23 protein-coding genes are annotated in these 23171 nt (G+C 47.5%); 1 reads left to right on the forward strand and 22 read right to left on the reverse strand.

The window, feature by feature from the left end; translation table 11 throughout:
- Window positions 1-3: 3 nt before the first annotated feature.
- From rnc to gmk, 18 genes are all read right to left on the reverse strand, one after another.
- Window positions 4-711 carry a ribonuclease III gene (rnc, locus tag C1710_RS00200; RefSeq protein ID WP_102278750.1) on the reverse strand — a complete coding sequence of 236 codons (708 nt, stop codon included), beginning with the start codon at window positions 709-711 and terminating at the stop codon, window positions 4-6.
- A gap of 66 nt (window positions 712-777) precedes the next feature.
- On the reverse strand, window positions 778-1029 hold the full coding sequence (gene acpP, locus C1710_RS00205; RefSeq protein ID WP_102278752.1) for an acyl carrier protein: 252 nt from the start codon (window positions 1027-1029) through the stop codon (window positions 778-780).
- Between the two features lie 54 nt (window positions 1030-1083).
- The gene (plsX, locus tag C1710_RS00210; protein WP_102278754.1) at window positions 1084-2109 is read right to left on the reverse strand and encodes a phosphate acyltransferase PlsX; all 1026 of its coding nucleotides are present in this window, start codon (window positions 2107-2109) and stop codon (window positions 1084-1086) included.
- A gap of 13 nt (window positions 2110-2122) precedes the next feature.
- A complete protein-coding gene (gene recG, locus C1710_RS00215) occupies window positions 2123-4162 on the reverse strand; it encodes an ATP-dependent DNA helicase RecG (RefSeq protein WP_102278756.1) in 2040 nt (679 codons plus the stop codon).
- 76 nt (window positions 4163-4238) lie between these two features.
- A complete protein-coding gene (locus tag C1710_RS00220; RefSeq protein WP_102278758.1) occupies window positions 4239-5948 on the reverse strand; it encodes a DAK2 domain-containing protein in 1710 nt (569 codons plus the stop codon).
- A gap of 19 nt (window positions 5949-5967) precedes the next feature.
- The gene (locus C1710_RS00225; protein WP_102278762.1) at window positions 5968-6333 is read right to left on the reverse strand and encodes an Asp23/Gls24 family envelope stress response protein; all 366 of its coding nucleotides are present in this window, start codon (window positions 6331-6333) and stop codon (window positions 5968-5970) included.
- Window positions 6334-6474: 141 nt separating this feature from the next.
- The gene (rpmB, locus tag C1710_RS00230; RefSeq protein WP_102278765.1) at window positions 6475-6660 is read right to left on the reverse strand and encodes a 50S ribosomal protein L28; all 186 of its coding nucleotides are present in this window, start codon (window positions 6658-6660) and stop codon (window positions 6475-6477) included.
- 99 nt (window positions 6661-6759) lie between these two features.
- On the reverse strand, window positions 6760-7446 hold the full coding sequence (locus tag C1710_RS00235; protein ID WP_102278767.1) for a thiamine diphosphokinase: 687 nt from the start codon (window positions 7444-7446) through the stop codon (window positions 6760-6762).
- Between the two features lie 63 nt (window positions 7447-7509).
- The gene (gene rpe, locus C1710_RS00240) at window positions 7510-8163 is read right to left on the reverse strand and encodes a ribulose-phosphate 3-epimerase (RefSeq protein ID WP_102278769.1); all 654 of its coding nucleotides are present in this window, start codon (window positions 8161-8163) and stop codon (window positions 7510-7512) included.
- An 18-nt stretch (window positions 8164-8181) separates the two neighbouring features.
- The gene (gene rsgA / locus C1710_RS00245; RefSeq protein ID WP_102278772.1) at window positions 8182-9066 is read right to left on the reverse strand and encodes a ribosome small subunit-dependent GTPase A; all 885 of its coding nucleotides are present in this window, start codon (window positions 9064-9066) and stop codon (window positions 8182-8184) included.
- A gap of 11 nt (window positions 9067-9077) precedes the next feature.
- On the reverse strand, window positions 9078-10976 hold the full coding sequence (gene pknB, locus C1710_RS00250) for a Stk1 family PASTA domain-containing Ser/Thr kinase (protein ID WP_102278775.1): 1899 nt from the start codon (window positions 10974-10976) through the stop codon (window positions 9078-9080).
- Between the two features lie 20 nt (window positions 10977-10996).
- Entirely contained in the window at window positions 10997-11719 is a 723-nt protein-coding gene (locus C1710_RS00255; protein ID WP_102278778.1) for a Stp1/IreP family PP2C-type Ser/Thr phosphatase, read from the reverse strand.
- Window positions 11720-11736: 17 nt separating this feature from the next.
- Window positions 11737-13074: a 16S rRNA (cytosine(967)-C(5))-methyltransferase RsmB gene (gene rsmB / locus C1710_RS00260; RefSeq protein WP_102278780.1), complete on the reverse strand. Its 1338-nt coding sequence runs from the start codon at window positions 13072-13074 to the stop codon at window positions 11737-11739.
- Window positions 13061-14017 carry a methionyl-tRNA formyltransferase gene (gene fmt, locus C1710_RS00265; protein ID WP_102278782.1) on the reverse strand — a complete coding sequence of 319 codons (957 nt, stop codon included), beginning with the start codon at window positions 14015-14017 and terminating at the stop codon, window positions 13061-13063. The genes rsmB and fmt overlap by 14 nt, the downstream gene beginning before the upstream one ends.
- A 17-nt stretch (window positions 14018-14034) precedes the next feature.
- Window positions 14035-16452 (reverse strand): primosomal protein N', encoded by a 2418-nt coding sequence (gene priA, locus C1710_RS00270; protein ID WP_102278785.1) that lies wholly within the window; start codon window positions 16450-16452, stop codon window positions 14035-14037.
- Window positions 16453-17664 carry a bifunctional phosphopantothenoylcysteine decarboxylase/phosphopantothenate--cysteine ligase CoaBC gene (gene coaBC / locus C1710_RS00275; protein ID WP_180961331.1) on the reverse strand — a complete coding sequence of 404 codons (1212 nt, stop codon included), beginning with the start codon at window positions 17662-17664 and terminating at the stop codon, window positions 16453-16455.
- Window positions 17665-17758: 94 nt separating this feature from the next.
- Window positions 17759-17977 (reverse strand): DNA-directed RNA polymerase subunit omega, encoded by a 219-nt coding sequence (gene rpoZ, locus C1710_RS00280; RefSeq protein WP_102278790.1) that lies wholly within the window; start codon window positions 17975-17977, stop codon window positions 17759-17761.
- A gap of 108 nt (window positions 17978-18085) precedes the next feature.
- Window positions 18086-18700 carry a guanylate kinase gene (gmk, locus tag C1710_RS00285; protein ID WP_102278793.1) on the reverse strand — a complete coding sequence of 205 codons (615 nt, stop codon included), beginning with the start codon at window positions 18698-18700 and terminating at the stop codon, window positions 18086-18088.
- 166 nt (window positions 18701-18866) lie between these two features.
- Here gmk and C1710_RS00290 point away from each other — a divergent pair, with 166 nt between their 5' ends.
- Complete coding sequence (locus tag C1710_RS00290; protein WP_102278795.1) at window positions 18867-19187, forward strand: hypothetical protein; 321 nt, start codon at window positions 18867-18869, stop codon at window positions 19185-19187.
- Between the two features lie 76 nt (window positions 19188-19263).
- Here C1710_RS00290 and recN read toward each other — a convergent pair whose 3' ends face one another.
- The 4 genes from recN to C1710_RS00310 are packed head-to-tail and all read right to left on the reverse strand — an operon-like array spanning window position 19264 to window position 23160.
- A complete protein-coding gene (recN, locus tag C1710_RS00295) occupies window positions 19264-20949 on the reverse strand; it encodes a DNA repair protein RecN (RefSeq protein ID WP_102278797.1) in 1686 nt (561 codons plus the stop codon).
- Between the two features lie 17 nt (window positions 20950-20966).
- A complete protein-coding gene (locus C1710_RS00300) occupies window positions 20967-21419 on the reverse strand; it encodes an arginine repressor (RefSeq protein WP_102278799.1) in 453 nt (150 codons plus the stop codon).
- 17 nt (window positions 21420-21436) lie between these two features.
- Window positions 21437-22261 (reverse strand): TlyA family RNA methyltransferase, encoded by an 825-nt coding sequence (locus C1710_RS00305; RefSeq protein ID WP_102278802.1) that lies wholly within the window; start codon window positions 22259-22261, stop codon window positions 21437-21439.
- A complete protein-coding gene (locus tag C1710_RS00310; RefSeq protein ID WP_102278804.1) occupies window positions 22261-23160 on the reverse strand; it encodes a polyprenyl synthetase family protein in 900 nt (299 codons plus the stop codon). Before C1710_RS00310 ends, C1710_RS00305 begins: the two co-directional genes overlap by 1 nt.
- Between the last annotated feature and the right edge of the window lie 11 nt (window positions 23161-23171).

Consider the following 23171-nt stretch of genomic DNA (forward strand, 5'->3'; position numbering starts at 1 on the left):
GATTTACTCTTGTTTCCGTAGTTTTACGAGTGCTTGCTGGGCTGCCGCCATTTCAGCGTGTTTCTTAGAACTGCCCTGCCCAACACCGATAATTTGTCCGTTGGCGCTCACGTTAACCTTAAAGACCGGTTCGTTTTCCGTTCCACGTTCAGCCAGTAAGTGGTACTTGATATCGACGTCACCCTGACGCTGCAGATACTCCTGCAAGCTAGTCTTGGCGTCCACCGCGTGATCAAACCAGCCTTGATCCAACTTTGGGAAAATTACCCGGTGAATAAAGCGTTCAACGGCATCGCGACCCTGGTCGAGGTACAACGCACCAATAAACGATTCAAAAATATCACACAGCAAACTCGCTCGCTGGCGCGCACCGGCCTTTTCTTCCCCCTTGCCAAGACGAATGTATTCGTCAAAATGGCATTCCTTGGCAAACTTCGAGAAACTGTCCTCGCACACCATCGCCGCCCGCAAACGGGTCAGTTTACCCTGGGGTAGTTGTGGATAGCGTTTGTAAATATATTCTGAAACAAATAACTGAAGCACCGCATCACCGAGAAATTCCACTCGTTCATAGAATTTTAATCCCTGGTGAGGATGTTCATTAACGTATGAAGCCTGAGTAAAGGCTTCAGCAAGTAGTTCTGGTCGTTGAAACTTAATCTGGTACTCATCAGCCAGATAGGCTTGCAGTTCACTGAGGTCCTTGTCCATTAGTTTAAATACCCCCGTTCCGTAAAAAAGGCCACGCTGAATTTCAACGTAGCCATTATCTCAACCTTAGTTGTCTTCGTTCTGGTGAGCAACGATGTAATCGACCACTTCTCCAATGGTGTTCAGCTTTTCTGCTTCATCATCATCGATTGTTGAACCAAAGGTGTCTTCCAGTTCAAGCATAAACTCAACAAAGTCGATTGAGTCAGCCTTTAAATCAGTCCGAAGATTAAGGTCCTCGGTAATCTTGACCTTATCAATATCGAAATGATCAGCCACAATTGATGCAACCTGATCAAACACTTCTTTTCGCTCCATCGTATTTTCTCCTTAATTATCTAGCATCGCTTTTCTATTTTATTAGTTTTATCGCTAATTGTCCATTTCTTTACGGCAATCGTCATTGCTAAAGAAGTCAACCGTTTGGTCAATCATCTTGGACGATACCATCTGGCGAATCTGAGAAATGGTATTAGCAACAGCAGTGGCGTCAGACGAACCATGCGTTTTGACAACGGGGGCCTTCAGTCCTAGTAGAACTGCCCCGCCATACGTGCTGGCACTCATCTTGTGACCAACGTAGTGAAAGACCGGCTTAAGCAACAAATAGCCCAGTTTGGCCCGCAGTCCACCATTTAAAATACCGTCTTTAATCAACGACAACATCGTCTTAGCAGTTCCTTCAGTGGCTTTTAAAGCAGCATTGGCTGTCCAACCATCACTAACGATCACGTCAGCCTTACCAGCCAGTAAGTCGCCGCTTTCCACGTTACCGATAAAGTTAAGATCTCTTCTAGCGTTCAATTCTTGCCAAACTGTTTTATGCAAAGTGTCGCCCTTGTCTTTTTCCGCGCCGTTGTTTAACAAAGCAATTCGCGGATCATCAACACCAAACATATTTTCCGCGTAAAAACGCCCAAGGTAGGCATACTGAATCAAGTTAATTTCCTTGTTTTCAGCATTTGCACCAGTATCGAGGTACACCAATTGTTTCGTCGTCGATTGTGGATTACCAACTGGTAAGACACTGGTTAATCCCGGCCGGTCAATCCCCTTAATTCGCCCAACAATGAAAATACCAGCAGCTAAAACGGCCCCAGTATTCCCTGCTGAGAAAAAGGCATCCGCTTGACCCTTTTTGACAGCCATTGCTGCCCTCACAATCGAGGAATCTTTTTTCTTGCGAATTGCGCGAACGGGTTCTTCACCCATACTAATCTCTTCGCTGGTATGAACCACCGTCAAGCGAGTAGAGTCCTTGATTAACGGGCTTACTTCTTGGGAATTTCCGTACAGGATAAATTCGGTGTCGGCAAACTTATTCCGTGCCAGCTCTACACCCTCGATAATGGCTTGGGGAGCATTGTCGCCACCCATTGCATCAACTGCAATTTTCATTTTATATCCTCTCCTAATCAAAGTGCGTCTTCAATTTACGACGAGTTAGGTAAAGCACTAGTGGTTGATTTTCATCAACTTCTTCCCACCGCGGTGTTTTCAGCAGGTCTTCTGCATCATTTCTCGCAATTTGAAGAATTTTCAAGTCGCCTACTGTGTCACCGACCTTAAAGTCTGGAATCCCCGACTGCTTCTTACCGAGGACATTCCCAGAACCACGCAATTCGAGGTCACGCTGGGCAACTTTAAAACCATCGTTGGTGGACACCATTGTGTTCATCCGCTCTACTCCGTCATCAGTCTTCGGATCCGCAATTAGTAGGCAATAACTTTGCCGATCTCCCCGACCAACCCGGCCTCGCAACTGGTGGAGCTGAGCCAACCCAAACTGGTCAGCGTTATAAATCATCATCACGGTGGCATTAGGGTTATCAACCCCCACTTCAATCACCGTTGTCGCCACCAACACCTGGATTTGGCCTTCCTTAAAGTCTGACATTACCTGTTCTTTTTCTTCGTTATCCATTCGACCGTGAAGCAGGCCGACTTGGTATTTACTGCCAAAATACTTGGCAAAGCGCTCATATAACTCGGTCGCATTCTGAACATCTAGCGTCTCCGACTGCTCAATTAGGGGGCTCACCACGTAAACTTGAGCACCATTTTCTAATTGCTGGTCGACAAAGTCAAGCGCCGCCGGTGACTGGTTTTCACGCAACCAACGAGTTTCAACGGGCTTTCGCCCCGCTGGCATTTCATCAATGATCGAAATATCCATTTCACCATACGAGGTAATTGCCAATGTTCGGGGAATAGGAGTCGCCGTCATCGCCAGCACGTCCGGGTGATTTCCCTTTTCGCGTAATGCCTGACGCTGTTTAACTCCAAACCGGTGTTGCTCGTCAATGATTGCCAAGCCGAGGTTAGCATAATCAATACTATCCTGGATCAAAGCATGCGTCCCGATCACTAAGTTAATCTCACCCTTCTTAATGGCTGCTGCCAGGCGTTGATGTTCTTTTGGCTTGAGCGATCCCGTTAGCAAGCCACTTTTGACCGGTGTCCCGGCAAAAATTTTTGCCAGTTTATTAGCGTGTTGCATAGCAAGGATTTCAGTAGGCGCCATCAGGGCTGCTTGGTAGCCAGCATTGATGGTCGCATAAATTGCCAGGGCCGCAACAATCGTCTTCCCCGAACCAACATCCCCTTGTAGTAGGCGATTCATCTGGTAAGGGCGGCGCAAATCACGACAGATCTCGTTCACGACCCGTTTTTGAGCACCAGTTAGTTCAAACGGGATAGTTTGAATAAAACTTTTTAGCTCATCATTGTGGTACAAAATGGCATTACCAGGCGTTTGCTCGTTAGTGAGTTTAATTGCCTGCAAACGGAGCTGAAACAAGAAAAATTCTTCATAGACTGCCGTTCGTCTGGCGGTTTTTAATTGTGCCGGATCTTTAGGAAAATGCATTTCCTTAATCATTTGACGACGTTCCATCAACTGATAGCGCTGGCGCAATGCCAGTGGCAGAAGGGTCGCAATAACATCCTGGTATTTGTGATAAGCCTGTTTTACTAATTTCCGGATGGTAGACTGGCGCACATGTTTGTTAACCGGGTAAATAGCACCCATTTCTTCTTGGCTTCCTGCTACTGTTTTGGTAATCAACTTACTCCCCAAGACTTGCTGCCGGTTAGCCTCCCACTTGCCAAAGACAGTAACGTCCTGGTTGAGTATCAACCGGTCCTTTAAGTACGGCTGGTTAAAGAAATTAACAAGCACGACATCATGGCCAACCAAGAGGCGGAAGCTCAGCCTGTTGCGCCGGTAGCCAAAACGTGAAAGCAAGGGTTCGGACATCACCGTCCCGGAAACTGTCACTTTCTGTTTATCTTTAGCTGTGCGGAGGTCTGTCGGTGCAAAGTCGTCATAACGTGCCGGGTAATAAGTTAGCAGGTCGCCGACAGTCTTAATATTAAGACTGGCCAAGTGTTCAGCGGTTTTGACTCCCACACCGGTTAACTGGGTTACAGGATCGTTTAAACTTTTCACTGTGCAACCTGCCTCCCTTCCATGATTGCCAAAAGCGGCTGTGCGGACCACGCCACACAGCCGAAAATATCGTTATTTATTCAACAGAAATCAGGTAAGGGTAAACTGGCTGGTCTCCCTCATAGATCTGGACATCTAATTCATCATCGGCGTCAAGAACCGCATCGCGAATTTTTTCCGCCGTGGCCTTATTACCATCCTGACCAAACAGAATCGTTACAACCTCACTATCTTCATCAAGCATCTTCTTGACCATGTCAATAGAAGCAGTCTGCACATCAGGATTAGTATTGGTGATTTCACCATCAACAATCCCCATGTAGTCGTTTTTCTTGATTTCCCGACCATTCAGCTTAGTATCACGAACGGCGATAGTAACTTCACCGCTCTTGACGTTAACACAGTTAGCTTCCATATTATCGTGATTTTCCTGAAGACTAGCATCAGGGTTGTATTCCAAAAGGGCTGTCAACCCCTGGGCAATGCTCTTACTGTGAACAATAGCTACTGGGATGTCTGATACCTGTGCCGCCTGATCAGCAGCCATAAAGATGTTGCCGTTGTTAGGCAGAACCAGGGCCTGCTTAGCTCCGCTATTAGCGATTGCGTCAGCAAGATCTTCGATACTTGGGTTCATCGTCTGCCCTCCACTAATAATGGTGGTAACACCCATTCCCTTATAAAGCTTAGCAACACCTTCACCGGCCACAACAGCAATCACTGCCGTTTCGGGGTTCTTTGCTGCTTGCTCCTTGGCTCGTTCAACAGGGGTTTCAGATGATTCTTCGTCGTCCTGCTGGTCATCATGTTCCATGATCTCTTCTTGTTGCCAGCGCATGTTATCGACCTTTACTGTCTGAAGGTCACCGAACTCTTGGCCCCAGGACAAAACCTTTCCCGGGTGTTCAGTGTGAACGTGGACACGTACTACCTCATCATCATTAATTACCAGTAAGCTGTCGCCAAGTTTAGCCAGGTAGTTGTAGAAAGTATCATAATCGAACTTGCGATCAACCTGCTTGCCACGACCAAGCCGTACCATCATCTGGGTACAGTAACCATACTTAATATCCTCTGGATTAAGCTTTCCCTGTGCGCTCTGGTGGTGCTTGACGTTGATCATTTCGTCAATCTGCGCACTATCAGGCTGTTCAGTACTTTCCTTACCGATTAGTGCGTCATAAAAGCCCTGTAGGACGAAGACTAGACCCTGACCACCAGAGTCGACAACGCCGACTTCTTTGAGGACGGCAAGCAATTCCGGTGTCTTTTTGAGGGCCGCCTGCCCTGCATCAAGGATATCTTTCATTACGGCAACGATGTCCTGGTCGTTGCCATTTTCGATATCGTTAATCCCCGCCTGGGCGCTTTCGCGAACTACCGTTAAGATCGTCCCTTCTGTTGGCTTCATCACGGCCTTATAAGCAGTCTGTGCACCAGCCGCGTAGGCGTGAACGAATTCCTCAACCGAGAGACTTTTCTTTCCCTCAACATCCTTCGCAAATCCACGAAAAATCTGCGATAAGATAACACCTGAGTTCCCCCGGGCACCCATTAACAGGCCCTTGGCTAAGGCAGCTGCTAAGTCGCCGACGTTCAAACTAGTGGCCTCCCGTTCATACTTAGCACCACTAGCCATGGACATACTCATATTAGTCCCCGTGTCCCCATCAGGAACCGGGAAGACGTTCAGCGAGTTAATAAATTTTGCCTGCTGGGTTAACTTAGCAGCTGCCGTTTGGACCATCTTGCCAAATTCCAGATTAGTAATTTCTTTAACAGCCAATTAAATTCCTCCCTTGAACCTAGTTGTTGTCAGTAACCCGGACACCTTGAACGTAAACATTAACTTCGTCCGCGTTAATTCCCAGCATCGATTCCAGGTTGTACTTAACCTTTTGCTGAACACTCTTCGAGATCTCAGAGATTTTAGTGCCGTAGCTGACAATGATATTAACTTCGACGACAATATTATTATCGTGCTGACGGACCACCACACCCTTACTGTAATTTTCACGACGCAGGATCTGATTAAAGCCGTCGCGAACGGGATTTCGGCTAGCCATTCCAACAACACCGTAGTTATCCGTAGCGGCTCCGCCAACAACAGATGAAATGACGTCATTAGCGATATCGATGGTGCCAGAATGAGTTTTAATTTTAACTGCCATTTAAATGGCCTCCTTGATCGTTAACTTAATAAAGTTTGCAGTTTGGTTAATCATAACATAAGAAGCGTTCAAAAATAAAGACATGCCAAAGCCGCCGGAAACTAAAAAAGCTGCCCGCATCGCGAACAGCTAATCGCTAAATTAAATCCGGTTCAGCTTCCCCGACTTCAGGGTCCGTGCAGAAACGTAAACCTTCTTCCGCTTACCATTTTCTAGAATGGTAACCTTCTGCAAGTTTGGCTTCCAGCTGCGGCGGCTAGCGTTTAACGCGTGTGAACGCTTGTTACCAAAACGCGTCCGCTTGCCAGTGATGTAATCCTTAGCCATTGGTTTCCCTCCTCTGCTGAACAAATTATTCGCCACGCATTGCGCTGTAACTCACCTAGTTAATTTACCATAGCAAGCAAACTAATGCAAGAATAACTTTCAAGTATTTTTCCTTGACAGTGTCGAGAAAACATCCCGACACTGAATAACGGCAACGATTCCCGACTTAAACAAAAAATGGTTTTCTTCCCCATTAAACTCATTGCTCGTCCAGGAAACCGGGTAAGAACAATTCCAATTATCAAGCGGGTATTTTTCATCGACGAGGGTTAGCCCTTCAACCGCCGTTAAGTTGACGAATGCCAGATATTTCATCCCCGCTTCTCTTGTTAAACAATAGCTTCCCGGCAAAAAGAATCTGACGGTGTTGCCGCAATCTCGCATTACTAATTTCGGCAGTGACTGACGAAAAGCCGGTGCTAGTGGCAAGAAAAGGTTGGCCAGAAGGTGGTCCAGCCGCCCGCCAGTCGCCCCATAAAGGCAAACCTGGTCATACTGGTAATGACGTTGAACCGTCAGTAATCCTAACTGTGTATCGGTGTAATCCTTTTCGGGCGGAAACTGCTGAATGTTGCCCACCGCTTCTTTTACGGCCTGACGCTGCTTGTCAGTACTGGAATCAAAGTCGCCTAGTGCATACTGGGGAATAATCCCCCGCTCTACCAACCGCACCGCACCGTAATCAACTGCTACCCACGGTTGGTTAGCCTTACGGTCTACTTCTTGCCAGGGAATTAGCTGCTGGGGGCCGCCAACCATTAAGTTAACCGTTGAAACTTCCTTCATCAAAACACCACCTAACAAAAGAAGAGGAACTGCAAACAGCCCCTCTTAAATAATTACTGTTAATTACTTTGTTGCGTTACGGATGGCATTAACCCGTGCAACCGGATCATCTGCACCGAAAACGAAGGAACCAGCAACGGCGACGGTAGCCCCCGCCTTGTAGCACGGAACGACAGTTTGGTCATTGACACCACCGTCAATCTCAATATCAAAGTCGTAACCATGCTTTTTCTTTAACTCGTTTAGTTCAGCAATCTTATCCACCGTTTCTGGCAGGAACTTCTGACCACCAAAACCAGGGTTAACGGTCATCACTAATACCTGGTCAACCATGTGAAGAACGGGTGTAATCATCGCCACTGGCGTCCCTGGATTAATTACAACTTCCGCCTTCGCCCCGTTATTGTGAATAATCTGCAGCGCACGGTGAATATGCTGAGTAGCTTCCACCTGAACACCAATAATATCTGCCCCGTTTTTAGCAAACTCAGGAATCAAGTGTTCTGGGTTTTGAACCATCAGGTGAACGTCTAACACCATGTTGGTAATTGGCCGGATGGCTTTCACAAAATCTGGTCCAAACGAGATACTTGGCACAAACTGCCCATCCATAATGTCAATGTGGAGGTATTCAGCTCCACCCTTGTCAACACGTTCAATATCGCGTTGAAGGTTAACAAAATCTGCACTTAAAATTGAAGGCGCAACTTTAATCATTTCTAAATCTCCTCATTTCTAATACTTTGGTTTGCGGTTGGCAATCATTTGCTGAAAGGCAACGTAATCTTCGTATCGTGACTCCATTATTGTACCACTGTCAACGGCATCCTTCACTGCACATCCCGGCTCCTTTAAGTGGCGACAACCACGAAAACGGCATTGTGGCGCTAGGGCCAGCATTTCCGGAAATAACTTGGGTAACGTATCAGCATCAATGGAAAGGTCCTCATAAGAAGAAAATCCCGGTGTGTCAGCAATCAACGCCCCACCCACACTCAGCAGGCTAACCTTGCGGGTAGTGTGACGACCGCGTTTTAACGCTAACGAAATTTCGCCAGTTGGCAGCTGCAAGCAGGAATCTAGGTGGTTAAGCAATGTCGACTTGCCAGCACCAGTTTGACCCATCATCGTCACCACTTGTCCACGAAGTACTTCTTTCAGTTGTGCTAACTGTTCATTAGCAAAGGGGTTCCTATCGTAAAACACCTGGTAACCAGCCAGGCGGTACCCTGCTGCGACCGTCTTAATTTGCTGATATTCTTCCGCGGTAGCCAGGTCAGTCTTCGAAAAGTAAATCACTGGTGTAACCTTATTCTTTTCTAGCGCCACTAACTGACGGTCTAATAGATTAGGAACAAATCGCGGTTGGACAACAGCCGTAACCACCACCGCTAAGTCGACATTGGCGACTGGTGGGCGGACAAGACTGTTAACCCGTGGCAAAACCTTTAGCAGGTAGCCGTGTTGCGGATCATCTGCGCTGAATTCAACCTTGTCGCCAACAAGCGGCTTGATCTTTTTCTGGCGGAAGTTACCGCGCGCCCGCGTTCGAAAAATTTTGCCATCACTTAAAACGTCATAAAAACCGCCCAGTGATTGCTGAATAATTCCTTTTTTCACCACGTCACTCCTTATCCGGTAATGTTAGTTGCACTCATAATCGTCCGCCCGTTTCTGACAACCCGGTAGGAGCCAGTTTCTCCTTTTCGCAGAGTAAACGGAACGTTAATCGTGGTTTCCTGGTTAATTGTAATATCTTGGTACTCCATCGTTAGGTTGTGGTTAGCATCAGCAATATAGACCTGAACCCGGTTCTCATGCTTGCCACCATTGCCATCAAATGGAATATTAATTTGAATGTTGGTTGTCTTCGTTTGGTTACCAGAAGAAGCAATGATCACCGTCAGCGTATCACCACGGCTCAATTTTGCTCCCGCCTTCGGAATTTGCTTAAGGACGTGGTTGCTGGGAACAGTACTTGAGAACTTTTCCGTTGTCGTCAGTTGCAAGCCGTGTTTATTGGCGTAAGACTGCACCGCACTAATATCGTCATGCTTAAAGTTAGGAACAGTAAATTGCGGCTTCCCCGCCGACACTGTTAGTGTCACTGACTGACGCGCTGGGTTAACCACCGTCCCTTGCTTGTGACTTTGGGCAATGATTTGCCCCTTATCTACATTATCGCTGTAGCGGTGTTTAATCACCACTTTGACACCATGAGATCGCAGTTCATCCGCAACATCCGTTGCCGTTTGGCCAACGTATTGCTTAATGGTCCAACGCTTGGCCCCACGGCTGATCGTCAGGTCAACTGGTTGGTAGCGTTTGACACGGCTGTCCGGCTCGCTGGTAGTCAGAACACGACCAACAGCCACACTTTGGCTATGCTGTTCTTTTACCCGGCCAACATGGACATGGGCTTTTCTCAACTGTGACTTGGCCTGAGCAGTCGTCATCCCCCTGACGTCAGGAACGCTGATTTCAGTATTTAGGTATGTCCCCAAACCAATCCCGATGAAGATAACCGCTGCAATCCCACTACCAATCATCAGCTTCTTGTGGCGTTGCCACACAGATGGTTTTGTCGGCCGCTCTTTGTCGGTTGACTGGTGTTGTGTTTGCTCCTTGTGTTCCAATTCAGCGAGGTCCAGGACCTTCGTTTCACCGTCATCCCCATCATCGAACGTGTACGGTGGCTCGTCTTTTCTGGATGGTGATAAAGCAGTAGATAAGTCCTCGGCCATTTCTTTTGCTGACTGGTAGCGGCAGGCCGGATGCTTAGCCGTGGCGTGAATAACTACGTTCTCCAGCGCCTGCGGAATGTTAGGATTTTGTCGTCGAATCGACGGCATTTCTTCTCGGGAATGTTTCAGGGCGATTGAGACAGCATTTTCCCCCTCAAAGGGAACCTTGCCCGTCAGCAATTCGTACAAGATAATCCCCAAAGAATAAATGTCAGACCGCTCAGTGGCAATGCTGCCGCGTACTTGTTCAGGCGACAAGTAGTGAACAGAGCCGAGAAGTGTATTCGTTTGCGTTAAAGAGTTCTGGGATGTTGCCGTGGCAATCCCAAAATCTGTAATTTTAATGTGCTTATTGTCATCAATTAGAATGTTTTGTGGCTTCAAATCGCGGTGAATAATACCATGAGCATGGGCAACTTCTACGGCAGAAAGCACCTGTTCCATGATATCGACGACCTGCGGCAACGGGATCGGAAAGTGGCGGCTAATATAGGCCTTTAAGTCAGTACCTTTAACGTATTCCATGACTAAATACTGCATGCCATGATCAATCCCCACATCATAGATACCAACAATGTGCGGATCATGAAGTTGGGTTGTTGCCATTGCTTCACGTTCGAAGCGGCGGCGGGTCTGCGGATCGTCACGGAGGTCAAGCCGCAAAAGCTTAACCGACACGTCACGATCTAAGTATAAATCATGCGCTAGGTACACATTGGCCATTCCACCTTCGCCCAGCGGCCGTATAATCTCGTACCGGTTGCTAAGCTTATCTCCAGGCTTCATGTTAATAACCTCTCTTGGTCTTATTGACTTATTGAGACGGTGATATTATCTGGACCTCCAGCCTTATTCGCCATTTTAATTAATAGGCCACACTTCCTCTTCAGTGACTTTCGTGATGTAAGTACCTCTGATATTTGCTGCAACGGAACCATTTTTGAAAGTCCGTCGGTGCATAGCAAAAGTTGGTCACCACGTTTGAGCCGGAAGCGATTGACATCTGCCTTGGCTTCAGCAGAAATGCCGATTGCCCGGGTAATGATGTTGTTTTGTGGCGAATTTTGGGCTTCTTGTTCGGTGAGATCACCTTTTTTAACAAGTTCATTCACTAGGGAATGGTCCACCGTGATCTGAGTTAACTGGCCGTCGTGCATAATGTAGCCACGACTATCGCCAATGTTCGCCACCACTACTTGATCGTCAAATAGTACTGCGGCAACCATGGTAGTCCCCATTCCGTGATAACTTTGTTTCTCTTTTGATTTTTCTAAAATTTTATTATTAATAAGTTGCACTTGTGAAACAAGCCATTTTGAAGCCATTTGAGGCGTCATTGGCGAAACAGTAGTAAAGGCACGGCCAAACGATTTAGTTGTTAGTTCTGCGGCAAGGTCTCCCCGCTGGTTGCCACCAATACCATCAGCAATGACGACCAAAAAGAGGCCTTGCTCGTTAGTAAACAAGGCTACTCGATCCTGGTTTTGCTTACGGTGACGACCAATATCGCTTTTGAAAGCAGTTTTCATTGACAGAAAATTCCCCTCTAGGAGAGACGCTTGATGGTAGCGATGAAAAAGCCATCGGTATCATAGTCACTCGGCAAAATAGTTAGCGAGCGAGCATCTCGACCATCCTTAATACACTTTGTTGTTTTAGTTGTTAACTCGGCAAACTGCGGATTCGAACTGAGAAATTCACGAACCGTTAGCTCATTTTCCGTTTTTAACAAGGTACAAGTGCTGTAAGTTATTATACCGCCCTTTTTTACTTTTGTGGCCACTGCATTCAAAATTGCTAGCTGAATTTGGTGGAGGTATTGGCTGTCGGCTGCTGTTTTGGCGTAGCGAATTTCTGGTTTTTTACGTAATAACCCAATTCCGCTGCACGGCGCATCGACCAAAATAGCGTCAAATTCCTCATCCGCGAATTTTTTCCCAACTTTACGCGCGTCAAGGGCCATGGCCTCAACCTGGTCACTAACACCCAAGCGAGTAGCATTTTTCTGGATCAGCCGCACCTTATTAGCATGAAGATCGAGGGCCACTACCTTGCCTCGTCCAAGTTGTTCGGCTATTTGTGCCGTTTTGCCACCCGGGGCTGCACAAGCATCGAGGACTTTAAAATCATCTGCCAGTTTCATGCTATCCACCGCCAGTTGGGCACTCTCGTCCTGGATGGTTACTAGTCCGTTCTTGAAAGCTGAGCTACTAATAACCTTGCCAGAATCAACAACCAACCCTGCCAGTGCCAGCGGGCTGCAATGAACCCTCACTCCGTCATTAGCAAGCTGGTCAACGACTTTTTTTAAACTTCCCTTGGCATAATTGACCCGCAAAGACAGGTGTGCTGGTTCATTAATACTGGTAAGAATTGCCCTAGTCTGTTCCATTCCATAATCCGTCGTCAGTTGTTCCACTAACCAGCGCGGCACACTACTGCTAACAGACAAACGCAGAAGCGGATCCTTAATATCACTTAAATCACGGCGGGGATGACGGAGGTAATTATGTAAAACCGCAGTTACCAATTTGCGAATTCCCGGATTACCATGCACCTTTGCGATTTCTACCGTCTCATTAACAACTGCAAAGTCGGGGACTCGTTGTAAGTAGTCGAGCTGGTAAGCAGCTTCTAATAAGAGGACATGGACCCAATTAGCCAGCTTTTTGTTTTTTAAAAATGGCGCTAGCCGGTAATCTAGCGTCAACTTGTGCTGCAATGTTCCGTAAACAATGTTTGTCAACAACCGCCTGTCGACTTCAGATAATTGATGGTGGGTAATCGTATTATTCAGCTGCAGGTTTGAATACGCCTCCTGACCAATAACCCGGTCTAAAGTGACCATTGCCAACCAGCGCGGCGTCTTTTTAATGTTCGTCATCGGTAATTGCCTGGAATCCTTCCGTCAGATTTTGATGTCCGTTCAGGTAGGCCGTAATATCCATTAACGGCTTGCCCGCCGGTTTCAGCTTATTAATTTGATAAACCGTCCCCTCACCGGCGGCCAGCACCAACGCATGCTTTTCCACCCGAACTACTTTACCGGGCGTCATCCCCGTTTTTTCATCCAGTGGGGTTACATCGTATATTTTGGTACGTAAGCCATCAACAATCATGTTGCCAATGGGAAATGGTCTTAACCCACGTACTTTATCATCAATTCGATCAGCAGTCATGGTGTAATCAATCCGTTCCTGCTTGGTGCTAATGTTTGGCGAAAAACTAACCTTTGCCGAATCCTGCTCAACGGGATGGACGTCCCCATTAATCAAGTGCGGCAATGTTTCCATCAGTAAATCACGTCCCAGCAAGCTCAACTTGTTAAACATTGAACCAGTATCGTCCTGTTTAGTAATCGGCACCTTTTTCTGCGCAATGATATCGCCAGCATCCATCTTTTTAACCATGTACATGATTGACACCCCGGTTTCGCGGTCACCATTGATAACCGCATAGTGTACCGGTGCACCACCACGATACTTTGGCAGCAATGATGCATGAACGTTAATGGCCGCGATTTGTGCCGCCGCCAGTAACTTTGTTGGCAAAAATTGGCCAAAAGCAGCAGTAATCATCAGGTCTGGTTTCATCTCAATGATCCTTGCCATTTCCGGGCTGTTGTTGATTTTTTCTGGTTGGAGAACATCCACCCCACTGGCCAGTGCAGCTTCCTTAACTGGGGAGGCCGTAAAACGGTGTTTGCGGCCAACCCGGCGGTCAGGCTGGGTAACAACTGCCAAGACATCATAATCAGGGCTATCAATAAGTGCTTGTAAAATTGGAACGGCAAACTGCGGCGTCCCCATAAAAACAACTGATTTCATTATTAAAACTAACTCCTTTACATAAAGAACTGTGGTTCAGGATCAATGGATACCTGAAGGTCCCGAAAACCCCTTGGCTGCGTCTCAGTCAACACCGTCGTCAGTATTCGGTGAAGCTGTGGATCCTGCTTATACTTAATGACTAATTGGTAGTAGTAGCGACGCTTCATCCTGGCAATTGGTCGCGGTGAAGGCCCCAGAATAATCGTTGATGGCGCAACGGATCGCTTGATCTGCTCACTAATTCTGATCATTGCCTTAGCCGCTACCGCTTCCTGTTCATGACTAGCCATGACGCGGACAGTGTAATAATAAGGCGGATACCCGCCACGGTATCGAACATTCATTTCGGTCGCAAAAAAGCGATCATAGTCGTGGGCCTGTGCTAGACGAATCGCGTAGTGGTCCGGGTTAAAAGTTTGAATAATGACGTGACCGGGTTTATCAGCCCTCCCGGCACGGCCACTTACTTGTACGAGCAAATCAAAGGTATGCTCACTTGCCCGAAAATCAGGCAATTCTAAACCAGTGTCAGCATTGAGTACCCCGACAAGGGTAACGTCTGGAAAATCTAACCCCTTAGCAATCATTTGGGTCCCCAAGAGGATGTCAGCCTGGTGTTCACCAAATTGCCGTAATATTTTTTCGTGCATCCCTTTTCGACGGGTGGTATCCACATCCATGCGTAAGACACGTGCCGCCGGCAATAATGCGGACAACTGCGCGGCCACTTTTTCCGTTCCCGTTCCGTAATAGCGGATGTGTCGGCTATGACATTGCGGACAATACTGGGGAATTGGCTCCTCATGGCCGCAATAGTGACACCGCATGGTCCGTGTATCCATGTGCAGGGTTAATGAAATATCACAATTAGGACATTTCAAAACGGCCCCACAGTCACGACACATCATAAACGAAGAAAAACCACGCCGATTAAGCATCAAAATACTTTGTTCACCCTTACCGAGTCGGTCCTGCAGCAGTTCCATCAACCTGCGAGAAAAGTTTGTTTCTCCCTGCTGACGGATCTCCGGACGCATATCAACTACTTCAATCGGCGGCAGCGACTGACCATTAACCCGGTGAGACAACCGTAATAGCTGGTAAACACCTACCTGTGCACGACTCCGGCTCTCCAAACTGGGAGTTGCGGACCCTAGGAGCAACACAGCCTGGTGATATTTTGCCCGCCACTTAGCAACGTCGCGTGCATGGTACCGTGGGGAATCATCCTGCTTGTAGCTCGTCTCATGTTCTTCGTCCATGATAATAATACCCAGGTTTTTTAAGGGGGCAAAAATTGCGGAACGAGCCCCCACAACGACACGCGCTTGACCACGGTCGATTCGCCGCCACTCATCATAGCGTTCGCCCTGCGATAAGTTGCTGTGTAAAATGGCCACCTGTTCGCCAAAACGACCACAGACACGAGCTACCATCTGTGGTGTTAGTGAGATTTCGGGAACAAGCATTAAGGCAGTCTGTCCCTTCTGCAGCGCCTTTGCAATTGCTTGTAAGTAAACCTCAGTTTTTCCGCTCCCGGTAACCCCCTGTAAGAGAAAAGTCTGCGTGTTTTCCTGGTCCATCGCACTTGCAACGGCAGATAAAGCATCTTGCTGCTCCTGGTTTAATTTGAGCGGTGCAGTCTTTTGACATCCTTTACCCTGATGAGGCCGCCGGTATTGCTCGACTGGTAGTTTAATCAACCAGTGTTCTTCTTCACCCTTCTTGACGGTACTAGCAGAAATATTTGCCTGTTTTTCCACCTCTTTTTCCAGGATTGTTTGGTCAAAGTGCCCAGCCAAAAAGTCCAACAACCGGTGCTGAGCAACCGCCCTTTTCGACAAATGACTGGCTACTAGCCCGGCTTGATCGGGTGTTAAAAGCGACCTGATACCGGTAATGGTCTTCACTCCAGCACGATTCTTTACCCGGTACTCAAAACGAACCTTTTTCTGGCGACGTAACTTGATGATTTTAGCAACTAAGTCTGGGTCCTGCTGAATGGTTGCAAAGTCTAGCTCATCCTGCTGGTCGAATAATCCTCGCCGCTCTTCGTCACTTAACGGTGCAATTACCCGGATAAGCCGTTGTGTCTTTCCCTTTAGTGCGGTCGGCAGCATGGTGTATAAACAAGAAATCCAAAACGAGTAAGTGTCATCGGCCATCCACTGTGATAACTTCAGCAGTTCGTCATTAACTACTGGTTGCAAATCCATTAACGCCGCTAGTGGCCGCAGTTCACCGTCAAAATGGTGCGGCGCGTCAACACCGACAACAAACCCCTGTACCTGCCGATCGCCCTTACCAAATGGAACGACCACTCGCATCCCCGGCTTCACGGTATCTGCCCATTTATCCGGAACGCTATACGTAAAAGGATGGTTAGTCTGTTGGGTGGGCACATCAACAATCACCTGCACAGTTTGGGCCATCTAGTTCTCCTTCCTGAGCAGCTGGGCAATTAAATCTACCAGTCGTTTGCCCACCGCTTTCTTTGACATTAGTGGCCACTTATCCGGGTCCTGATTGGGCTGCAAAATTGTGACCCGGTTGTCCTCACTGCCAAAAGCACCGTGCAGACCACCCACGTCATTGGCCACGATCACATCCGCATTCTTGTTAGCCAACTTCTTCTGCGCATTAGCTATCAAGTCGTTAGTTTCCGCGGCAAAACCAACCACCAACTGCCCTGGTCGTTTCCGCTGCCCCGCTGACTTTAAAATATCGATTGTCGGCACTAAGGTGAGCTGATAATTTGAACGACCAGCTGCCTTTTTAATTTTCTGTTGGGCCGGCGACGCCAGTTTAAAATCAGCGACCGCCGCTGCCATCACCAAGACGTCGGCATCATTCAACTCTTGGTTAACCGCCGTCGCCATTTCTTCCGTCGTTGTTACCTTGATAATTTGACAATGCGGCGACTGTGGTAATTGAACCTGCACGCTGCCAGCAATAATTGTCACTGTGGCACCGGCATTTAGTGCCGCACGTACAATGGCAACACCCATTTTGCCCGAAGAACGGTTGCCTAAGAAGCGGACAGGGTCAAGCGGCTCACGAGTTCCACCTAATGTTACAACCACTTTCCGTTTGCTAAGTTGGTCGTCATCAGCAATCAACACCGTTTCCACAAAGTTAGCAATTGCTGAAACAGCAGGCAGCCGCCCCTTACCCTGGTATCCTTCGGCAAGGTAGCCAGTCGCCGGTTCCATTAACAAACGGCCATCTTGTTTCAGTACGTTGATATTGCGCTGAGTAGCGGGGTTTCCCCACATGTGTGAATTCATTGCCGGGATGATCGCGATGGGTGCACTGGTAGCTAACAATGCGGCGGTGACGGCATCGTCAGCAATTCCATTGGCCATTTTTGCGATCACGTTAGCAGTAGCCGGCACAACTACTGCTAAGTCGGCCCAGTCAGCCAATTCGATATGCGGAACATGTCCCTCTGCCGACTTATCCCACAAGTCGACGAGCACGCTGTGCTTGGTTAGCGATGCAAACGTTACCGGTCCAACTAGTTTAGTGGCCGCCTTTGTTTCGGCCACCCGCACTGTTAAACCCTTCTTTTGTAATGCTCGAACTAGTTCGACGGCTTTATACGCCGCGATACTGCCCGTCACATAAACAGCAACATGTTTCACCATTCAGCACCTCCATGAATAAACCGTCCTCATTATATCATTGACCAGTTAGAAAAAGGGATGTGCAGGTTTGCACATCCCTTAGTCCTGACCACTAGTCCTGGAGGTCTTCATGAGCATTGGGGTCGATAACGACCTTACCCGCTTCGATTTCTTCCAGTGCCCGGCCAACTGGCTTTACTGAGTCATAATGTGATAGCAATTCAGGATCCCCATTCTCTAGTTCATGAGCCCGTTTGCTAGCAAGCATTACCAGTGAATAGCGGGAATCAACCCGCTTCAACAGTTCGTCAACTGATGGAAAAAGAATCATAACTATTACTCCTTTAAGTGCTGAACTTTTTGTTTAGTTCTCAATTTTAGCATACGTTAATTCAACAACTTTATTTTAGCAGATTAACCGGCCAGCGTGAAATGCAACCTACTTGTCACCAAGCATTTCCAAGTAGTCAGGCATCACCCGTGGGACGCGGAGACGTTCACTCCTAATGATTCCCTTGATTTTATCCACGGCGTTGTCAACCTCGTCGTTCACTACCGCATAGTCATAATTTTGCATCATTTGAATCTCACCAAAGGCCTTGTGAATGCGCTTATTGATAACTTCCATGCTATCAGTACCTCGGTGGATCAGCCGGTGCTTTAGCTCCATCAAATCAGGTGGTGTAAGGAAAATAAAGACGCCGTCAGGACACTTGGAACGCACCTGCATCGCCCCGTTAACTTCAATTTCCAAAAAAACATCGCGCCCAGAATCAAGGGTGTCATTGACGTATTTCAGTGGCGTACCATAGTAGTTGTCCACGTACTTAGCGTATTCCAGCATGCCACCTTCCTGGATACGCTTCTCAAATTCTTCTTTGCTGACAAAGAAGTAATCTACACCATCTTTTTCACCCGGACGCGGCTTTCGGGTGGTCATTGAAATGGAGTATTGAAAGTCATTGCCGGGCTGGTTGAAGATTGCTTTACGCACAGTTCCCTTCCCAACACCAGATGGACCGGACAATACAATTAACATCCCTCGTTTGCTCATCACTCAAATGCTCCTTAGCAGAAAGATAATATTACTATTTTGCAATAAAATCCGCCTTAAATCAACTACCAGCGTGATCGTTTACTGAAAATTCTAAATGTGCTTGCTTTTCCGAACGCCCGTTCGTATAATGATGGTACAAACAAACGTTCGGGAGGAACACATCATGCAAAATCCAGCTTCACTTTTAACAACCACTACTACTAACCAATTACGTCAAGGTATGAAACGTTTCTTTAACCTCCCCACCGAGCAACCACGTCTCTTAAATCGTCAGCCGCTGGCACAGCGCCAACTATTTTTAAAGAAGTCCGTCAGCCATCACTACATTGTGTTTATTCAGTTACGCCCTTGCCGAAACGCCAATCACCCAACAAACTTGCAAGGTATTATTCACCAAATTGATAACCATCACTACCTGTTAACCCGTGGTCATGTCAATTATCTTTTTACTATTGATCAGTTGCAGTATTTAGCACGTCTTTAGAAAATTACAGCATGGTTAAGAGATAACCATTATTACAAAAATCAGCACTCTGATTTACGACCAGAGTGCTGATTTTTTATTGTTGTCCCATCTTCAGCAATTCCGAAGCGTGTTCACGAGTCAGCTTAGTAATCCGTTCACCAGCCAGCATTCGTGAAAGTTCGTCAACTCGTTGGCTCTTCGTCAGTTTGGTAACACTTGTTGTTGTCCGTGAACCATGGACTCCTTTTTCAATATGCCAGTGGTGCTGCGCCACTGCGGCAACCTGAGGAAGGTGGGTGATGCACAGCACCTGGGAGTGCTTGGCAATCAGTTTGATTTTATCAGCAATCGCCTGAGCAACCCGGCCGCTGACCCCCGTATCAACCTCATCAAAGATGATACTAGTAATTCCCGCTGTCGAAGCGAAAATTGTCTTGAGGGCAAGCATTACCCGTGACAATTCACCACCCGAAGCAATCTTGACTAACGGGCCCATTGTTTCGCCGGGATTCGTTTGAATATAAAATTCAACTTGTTCACTGCCACCAGCGTCGAAACCATCCTCGTTGCCAACTGGTGAGAAATGAACCTTAAAATCGGCTTTATCCATATATAATGCCGATAATTGCTGGTGAACCTGCGCCTCCAGCCGTTTTGCAGCCCGGTGTCGCTTTTCGCTTAGCTTCGTTGAGAGCGTCACTAGTTGCTCCTTTAGCTGAGCCAATTCTGCTCCCTGGTCATCAGCCGACTCGGCACTCTGTTCCATCCGGCTTAATTCAGACTGGATTTGCTGGTAGTACTTCAGAACATCTGTTACCGTATCGCCGTATTTATGTTCTAGTGTCCCGATCAGCGTTAGACGCTCATCGATTTGGGCAAGTCGGGCATCATCAAATTCCAAAGTTTCCAGTTGAGAGTTAGCATTATCTGCTAAGTCTTGCAAGTTATAGTAGGCATCATTTAACGACCGGTTCATCTTCTCAAAAGCCGGATCAAACTTCGCAATTCCCTGCAAAGCATCCATTGCCGTCCCTAACTGATCCAAGACGGCCATCCCCTCATTATCATTGAGGACACCGACAATCGTTTGGAGCGCAGTATTGATCTGTTGAAAATGTGCTAGGCGTTCACGCTCACTGGTCAGCTTTTCGTCTTCATCAGGCACAAGGTTGGCCTCACCAATTTCCTTAACCTGGTAGCGGAGCATATCCAGGCGTTGGGCCCATTGCTGCTCATTTCGTTGCCGGTCACTAATCATCTTTTTGAGCTTTAAATAATGAGCATATAAGTGGTGGTAATTCGCCAAGTCAGCCGCTAGCTTTTCCCCGGCAAACTGATCCAACATCCCCAGATGGGTTTCCGGTTGTAAAAGGAGCTGGTGCTCATTTTGCCCCTGAATATCGACCAACCCCCGGCCTAGTTCTTTCAATGTCGAAGTATTAATCAGTTGGCCATTTACCCGGATAGTATTGCGACCATTCCGGTTAATCTGCCGGCTTATGATTAAGACACCATCCTGGTGATCGACCCCCAGTTCGTCAAGCATTGCCACATACTGAGGGTCTTCAGGAACGGTGAATTGTCCTTGGAGATTCAGCTTGTCACTTCCCCGCCGGATAAACTCCTGGGAACCACGCCCGCCAGCAAGGAGGCCAACCGCATCGATAATAATCGATTTCCCAGCACCGGTTTCACCCGTGAGGACCGTCATCTGGTCATCAAAGGTCAGTGACTGGTGGTCAATAATGGCTAAATTATCAATGGTGAGTTCTTGTAACACCCTCAGGCCCTCTTTTCTTAATGGTTTTGTGGTTGCAAATGAGCCACCAATTTCTTAGCATCAGCAGCTGAATTGCAAATAATCAGTACTGTCGAGTCATCACCCAGTGAGATGAAAACTTGCGGAAAATGTGCTCGTTGAATCATCTGCGAAACTGATGGACCACACCCCGGGATCATCAATAAAGCGACGAAACGGTCACTAACCTTAATCTCTTTAAGGTCGTTGCGCAACGAATTAGCAAGTCGCTGACGAACATTGGGTTGCTGGCGTACAGGCAAACTATAGTGGTACCCACCTTCTGGATTAGGTTCCTTAATTAGCTGCATTTCCTTAATATCGCGGGAAATCGTTGCCTGGGTAACGTTAACACCCCGTTGCGCCAGCAGACTAACTAGCCCTTCCTGATTTTCCACGTCATTATTAGTAATTAATTCTTTAATGGCTTTCTGTCGCTCGCTTTTGTTCACTTTCGCTCCTCCGTTCATTAATTAGCTGTATCAAGTGTACCATGGGCTGCCCGTAAAACATCCGCAATACTAATGCCGTCAGCAACCGTTCCGACACCATCCGCTAGTCTAAGGTGAACCAGGAATTCAATATTCCCCTGACCACCCTTAATAGGAGAAAAGTCCAGCCCAAGCACATCAAAATGATCCTCACGAGCGAAATGAAGCACCTGTTGAAGGACCTCGCGGTGGACCGCTGGGTCGCGGACAATGCCATGTTTGCCGACATTGTCCCGACCGGCCTCAAACTGGGGCTTGATCAGTGCTACTACCTCGCCACCTACCGGTAAAATCTTCGCCAAGGGTGGTAAAATCAGCCGCAAAGAAATAAAGGAAACATCAATTGAAGCAAACTGTGGCTGGCCCGCAGTAAAATCGGCTAATTTACTGTAACGGAAGTTGGTTTGTTCCATGACCACGACTCGGGGGTCTTCTCGTAATTGCCAAACTAACTGGTTAGTCCCAACATCAAGGGCGTAGCTGCGCTTAGCACCGTTTTGCAACATCACGTCGGTAAAACCGCCCGTGGACGAACCAATATCGAGTACAACTTTATCAGCGACGCTAATATGAAAAACTTTGAGTGCCTTAGCCAACTTCAATCCACCACGACTGACGTAAGGCATCTTATGACCCTTCATGTGTAAAGTGGTTGTTACCGGAATCTTTTCACCTGGCTTATCCAACCGCTCGTTATTCTTACCTAAAATTTCGCCGGCCATGACCGCCCGTTTGGCTTGCTCCCGTGATTCGAAAAGTCCTTGTTTGACCAGCAGTACATCAACTCGTTGTTTTTCAACCATTAGTGTTTTTCCTCCACGCTATCCCTAACCTTGAAGTACGCTAAAAACTGGGTAAACCCATCAAATGAATGCCCAGTCATATTGGCTAACAGTTGTTGCGTTTGATGAGCTGCTTCTAACGTTGCGACTAGCTGCTCCTTCGCCCCTGACAAACCGAGCAACCCAGGATATGTATTCTTATGCTCACCAGCATCCTTATGGGTAGCCTTCCCAAGTTGGGCAGCACTGGCGGTGACATCCAAGATATCATCATAAATTTGAAAGGCAAGGCCATATTGCTCCCCAAAGCGCGCCAGCTGATCCATTACCGGTTGCGGTTGACGAGTTAGAATTCCGCCAGCCTTAACCGCATACTGAATTAATGCACCAGTCTTTTGCCGGTGCAGATAGCGAAGTGCAGGGAGATCTAGTGTCTTATTCTCGCCTAAAATATCACGTGCCTGTCCTGCAACCATTCCACTAGGTCCCGCTGCTAATGACAGCTGACGGGTTAGTTCCGTCCGGACTACACTGGGCAATCCACTATCACTGACCCATTGAAAAGCCAGTGTGAGAAGGCCATCTCCAGCCAAGGTTGCCATTCCTGCACCAAACTTGACATGGTTGGTGGCCTTCCCACGACGTAATTTATCGTTGTCCATCGCTGGCAGGTCATCATGGATCAGTGAATACGTATGGAGCAATTCCAGTGCGCAAGCTGCTCTTAGACAGTCAGTGGTAATCACCCCACCAGTCATTTCCACAACCGCGAGGGTTAGCGCTGGCCGCAGTCGCTTGCCACCAGCCATTAAGGAATAATTCATTGCTGAGAAGAGAGTTGACTCATCAACATCGGCATGGAGGTGGTGAGCCAGGTAATCATTAATTACAGCTTGGTATTGCGCAACGCTTTTTACCATAATGCAACATC

The sequence above is a fragment of the [Lactobacillus] timonensis genome (assembly GCF_900240275.1).
GTDB classification, from domain to species: domain Bacteria; phylum Bacillota; class Bacilli; order Lactobacillales; family Lactobacillaceae; genus Limosilactobacillus; species Limosilactobacillus timonensis.

Bases quoted from the DNA above. Each gene is read 5' to 3' on its own strand.
- rnc (WP_102278750.1), bottom strand. From the start codon at position 711: ATGGACAAGGACCTCAGTGAACTGCAAGCCTATCTGGCTGATGAGTAC.
- acpP (WP_102278752.1), bottom strand. From the start codon at position 1,029: ATGGAGCGAAAAGAAGTGTTTGATCAGGTTGCATCAATTGTGGCTGAT.
- plsX (WP_102278754.1), bottom strand. From the start codon at position 2,109: ATGAAAATTGCAGTTGATGCAATGGGTGGCGACAATGCTCCCCAAGCC.
- C1710_RS00225 (WP_102278762.1), bottom strand. From the start codon at position 6,333: ATGGCAGTTAAAATTAAAACTCATTCTGGCACCATCGATATCGCTAAT.
- rpmB (WP_102278765.1), bottom strand. From the start codon at position 6,660: ATGGCTAAGGATTACATCACTGGCAAGCGGACGCGTTTTGGTAACAAG.
- C1710_RS00235 (WP_102278767.1), bottom strand. From the start codon at position 7,446: ATGAAGGAAGTTTCAACGGTTAACTTAATGGTTGGCGGCCCCCAGCAG.
- rpe (WP_102278769.1), bottom strand. From the start codon at position 8,163: ATGATTAAAGTTGCGCCTTCAATTTTAAGTGCAGATTTTGTTAACCTT.
- pknB (WP_102278775.1), bottom strand. From the start codon at position 10,976: ATGAAGCCTGGAGATAAGCTTAGCAACCGGTACGAGATTATACGGCCG.
- C1710_RS00255 (WP_102278778.1), bottom strand. From the start codon at position 11,719: ATGAAAACTGCTTTCAAAAGCGATATTGGTCGTCACCGTAAGCAAAAC.
- rsmB (WP_102278780.1), bottom strand. From the start codon at position 13,074: ATGACGAACATTAAAAAGACGCCGCGCTGGTTGGCAATGGTCACTTTA.
- fmt (WP_102278782.1), bottom strand. From the start codon at position 14,017: ATGAAATCAGTTGTTTTTATGGGGACGCCGCAGTTTGCCGTTCCAATT.
- priA (WP_102278785.1), bottom strand. From the start codon at position 16,452: ATGGCCCAAACTGTGCAGGTGATTGTTGATGTGCCCACCCAACAGACT.
- rpoZ (WP_102278790.1), bottom strand. From the start codon at position 17,977: ATGATTCTTTTTCCATCAGTTGACGAACTGTTGAAGCGGGTTGATTCC.
- gmk (WP_102278793.1), bottom strand. From the start codon at position 18,700: ATGAGCAAACGAGGGATGTTAATTGTATTGTCCGGTCCATCTGGTGTT.
- C1710_RS00290 (WP_102278795.1), top strand. From the start codon at position 18,867: ATGCAAAATCCAGCTTCACTTTTAACAACCACTACTACTAACCAATTA.
- C1710_RS00305 (WP_102278802.1), bottom strand. From the start codon at position 22,261: ATGGTTGAAAAACAACGAGTTGATGTACTGCTGGTCAAACAAGGACTT.
- C1710_RS00310 (WP_102278804.1), bottom strand. From the start codon at position 23,160: ATGGTAAAAAGCGTTGCGCAATACCAAGCTGTAATTAATGATTACCTG.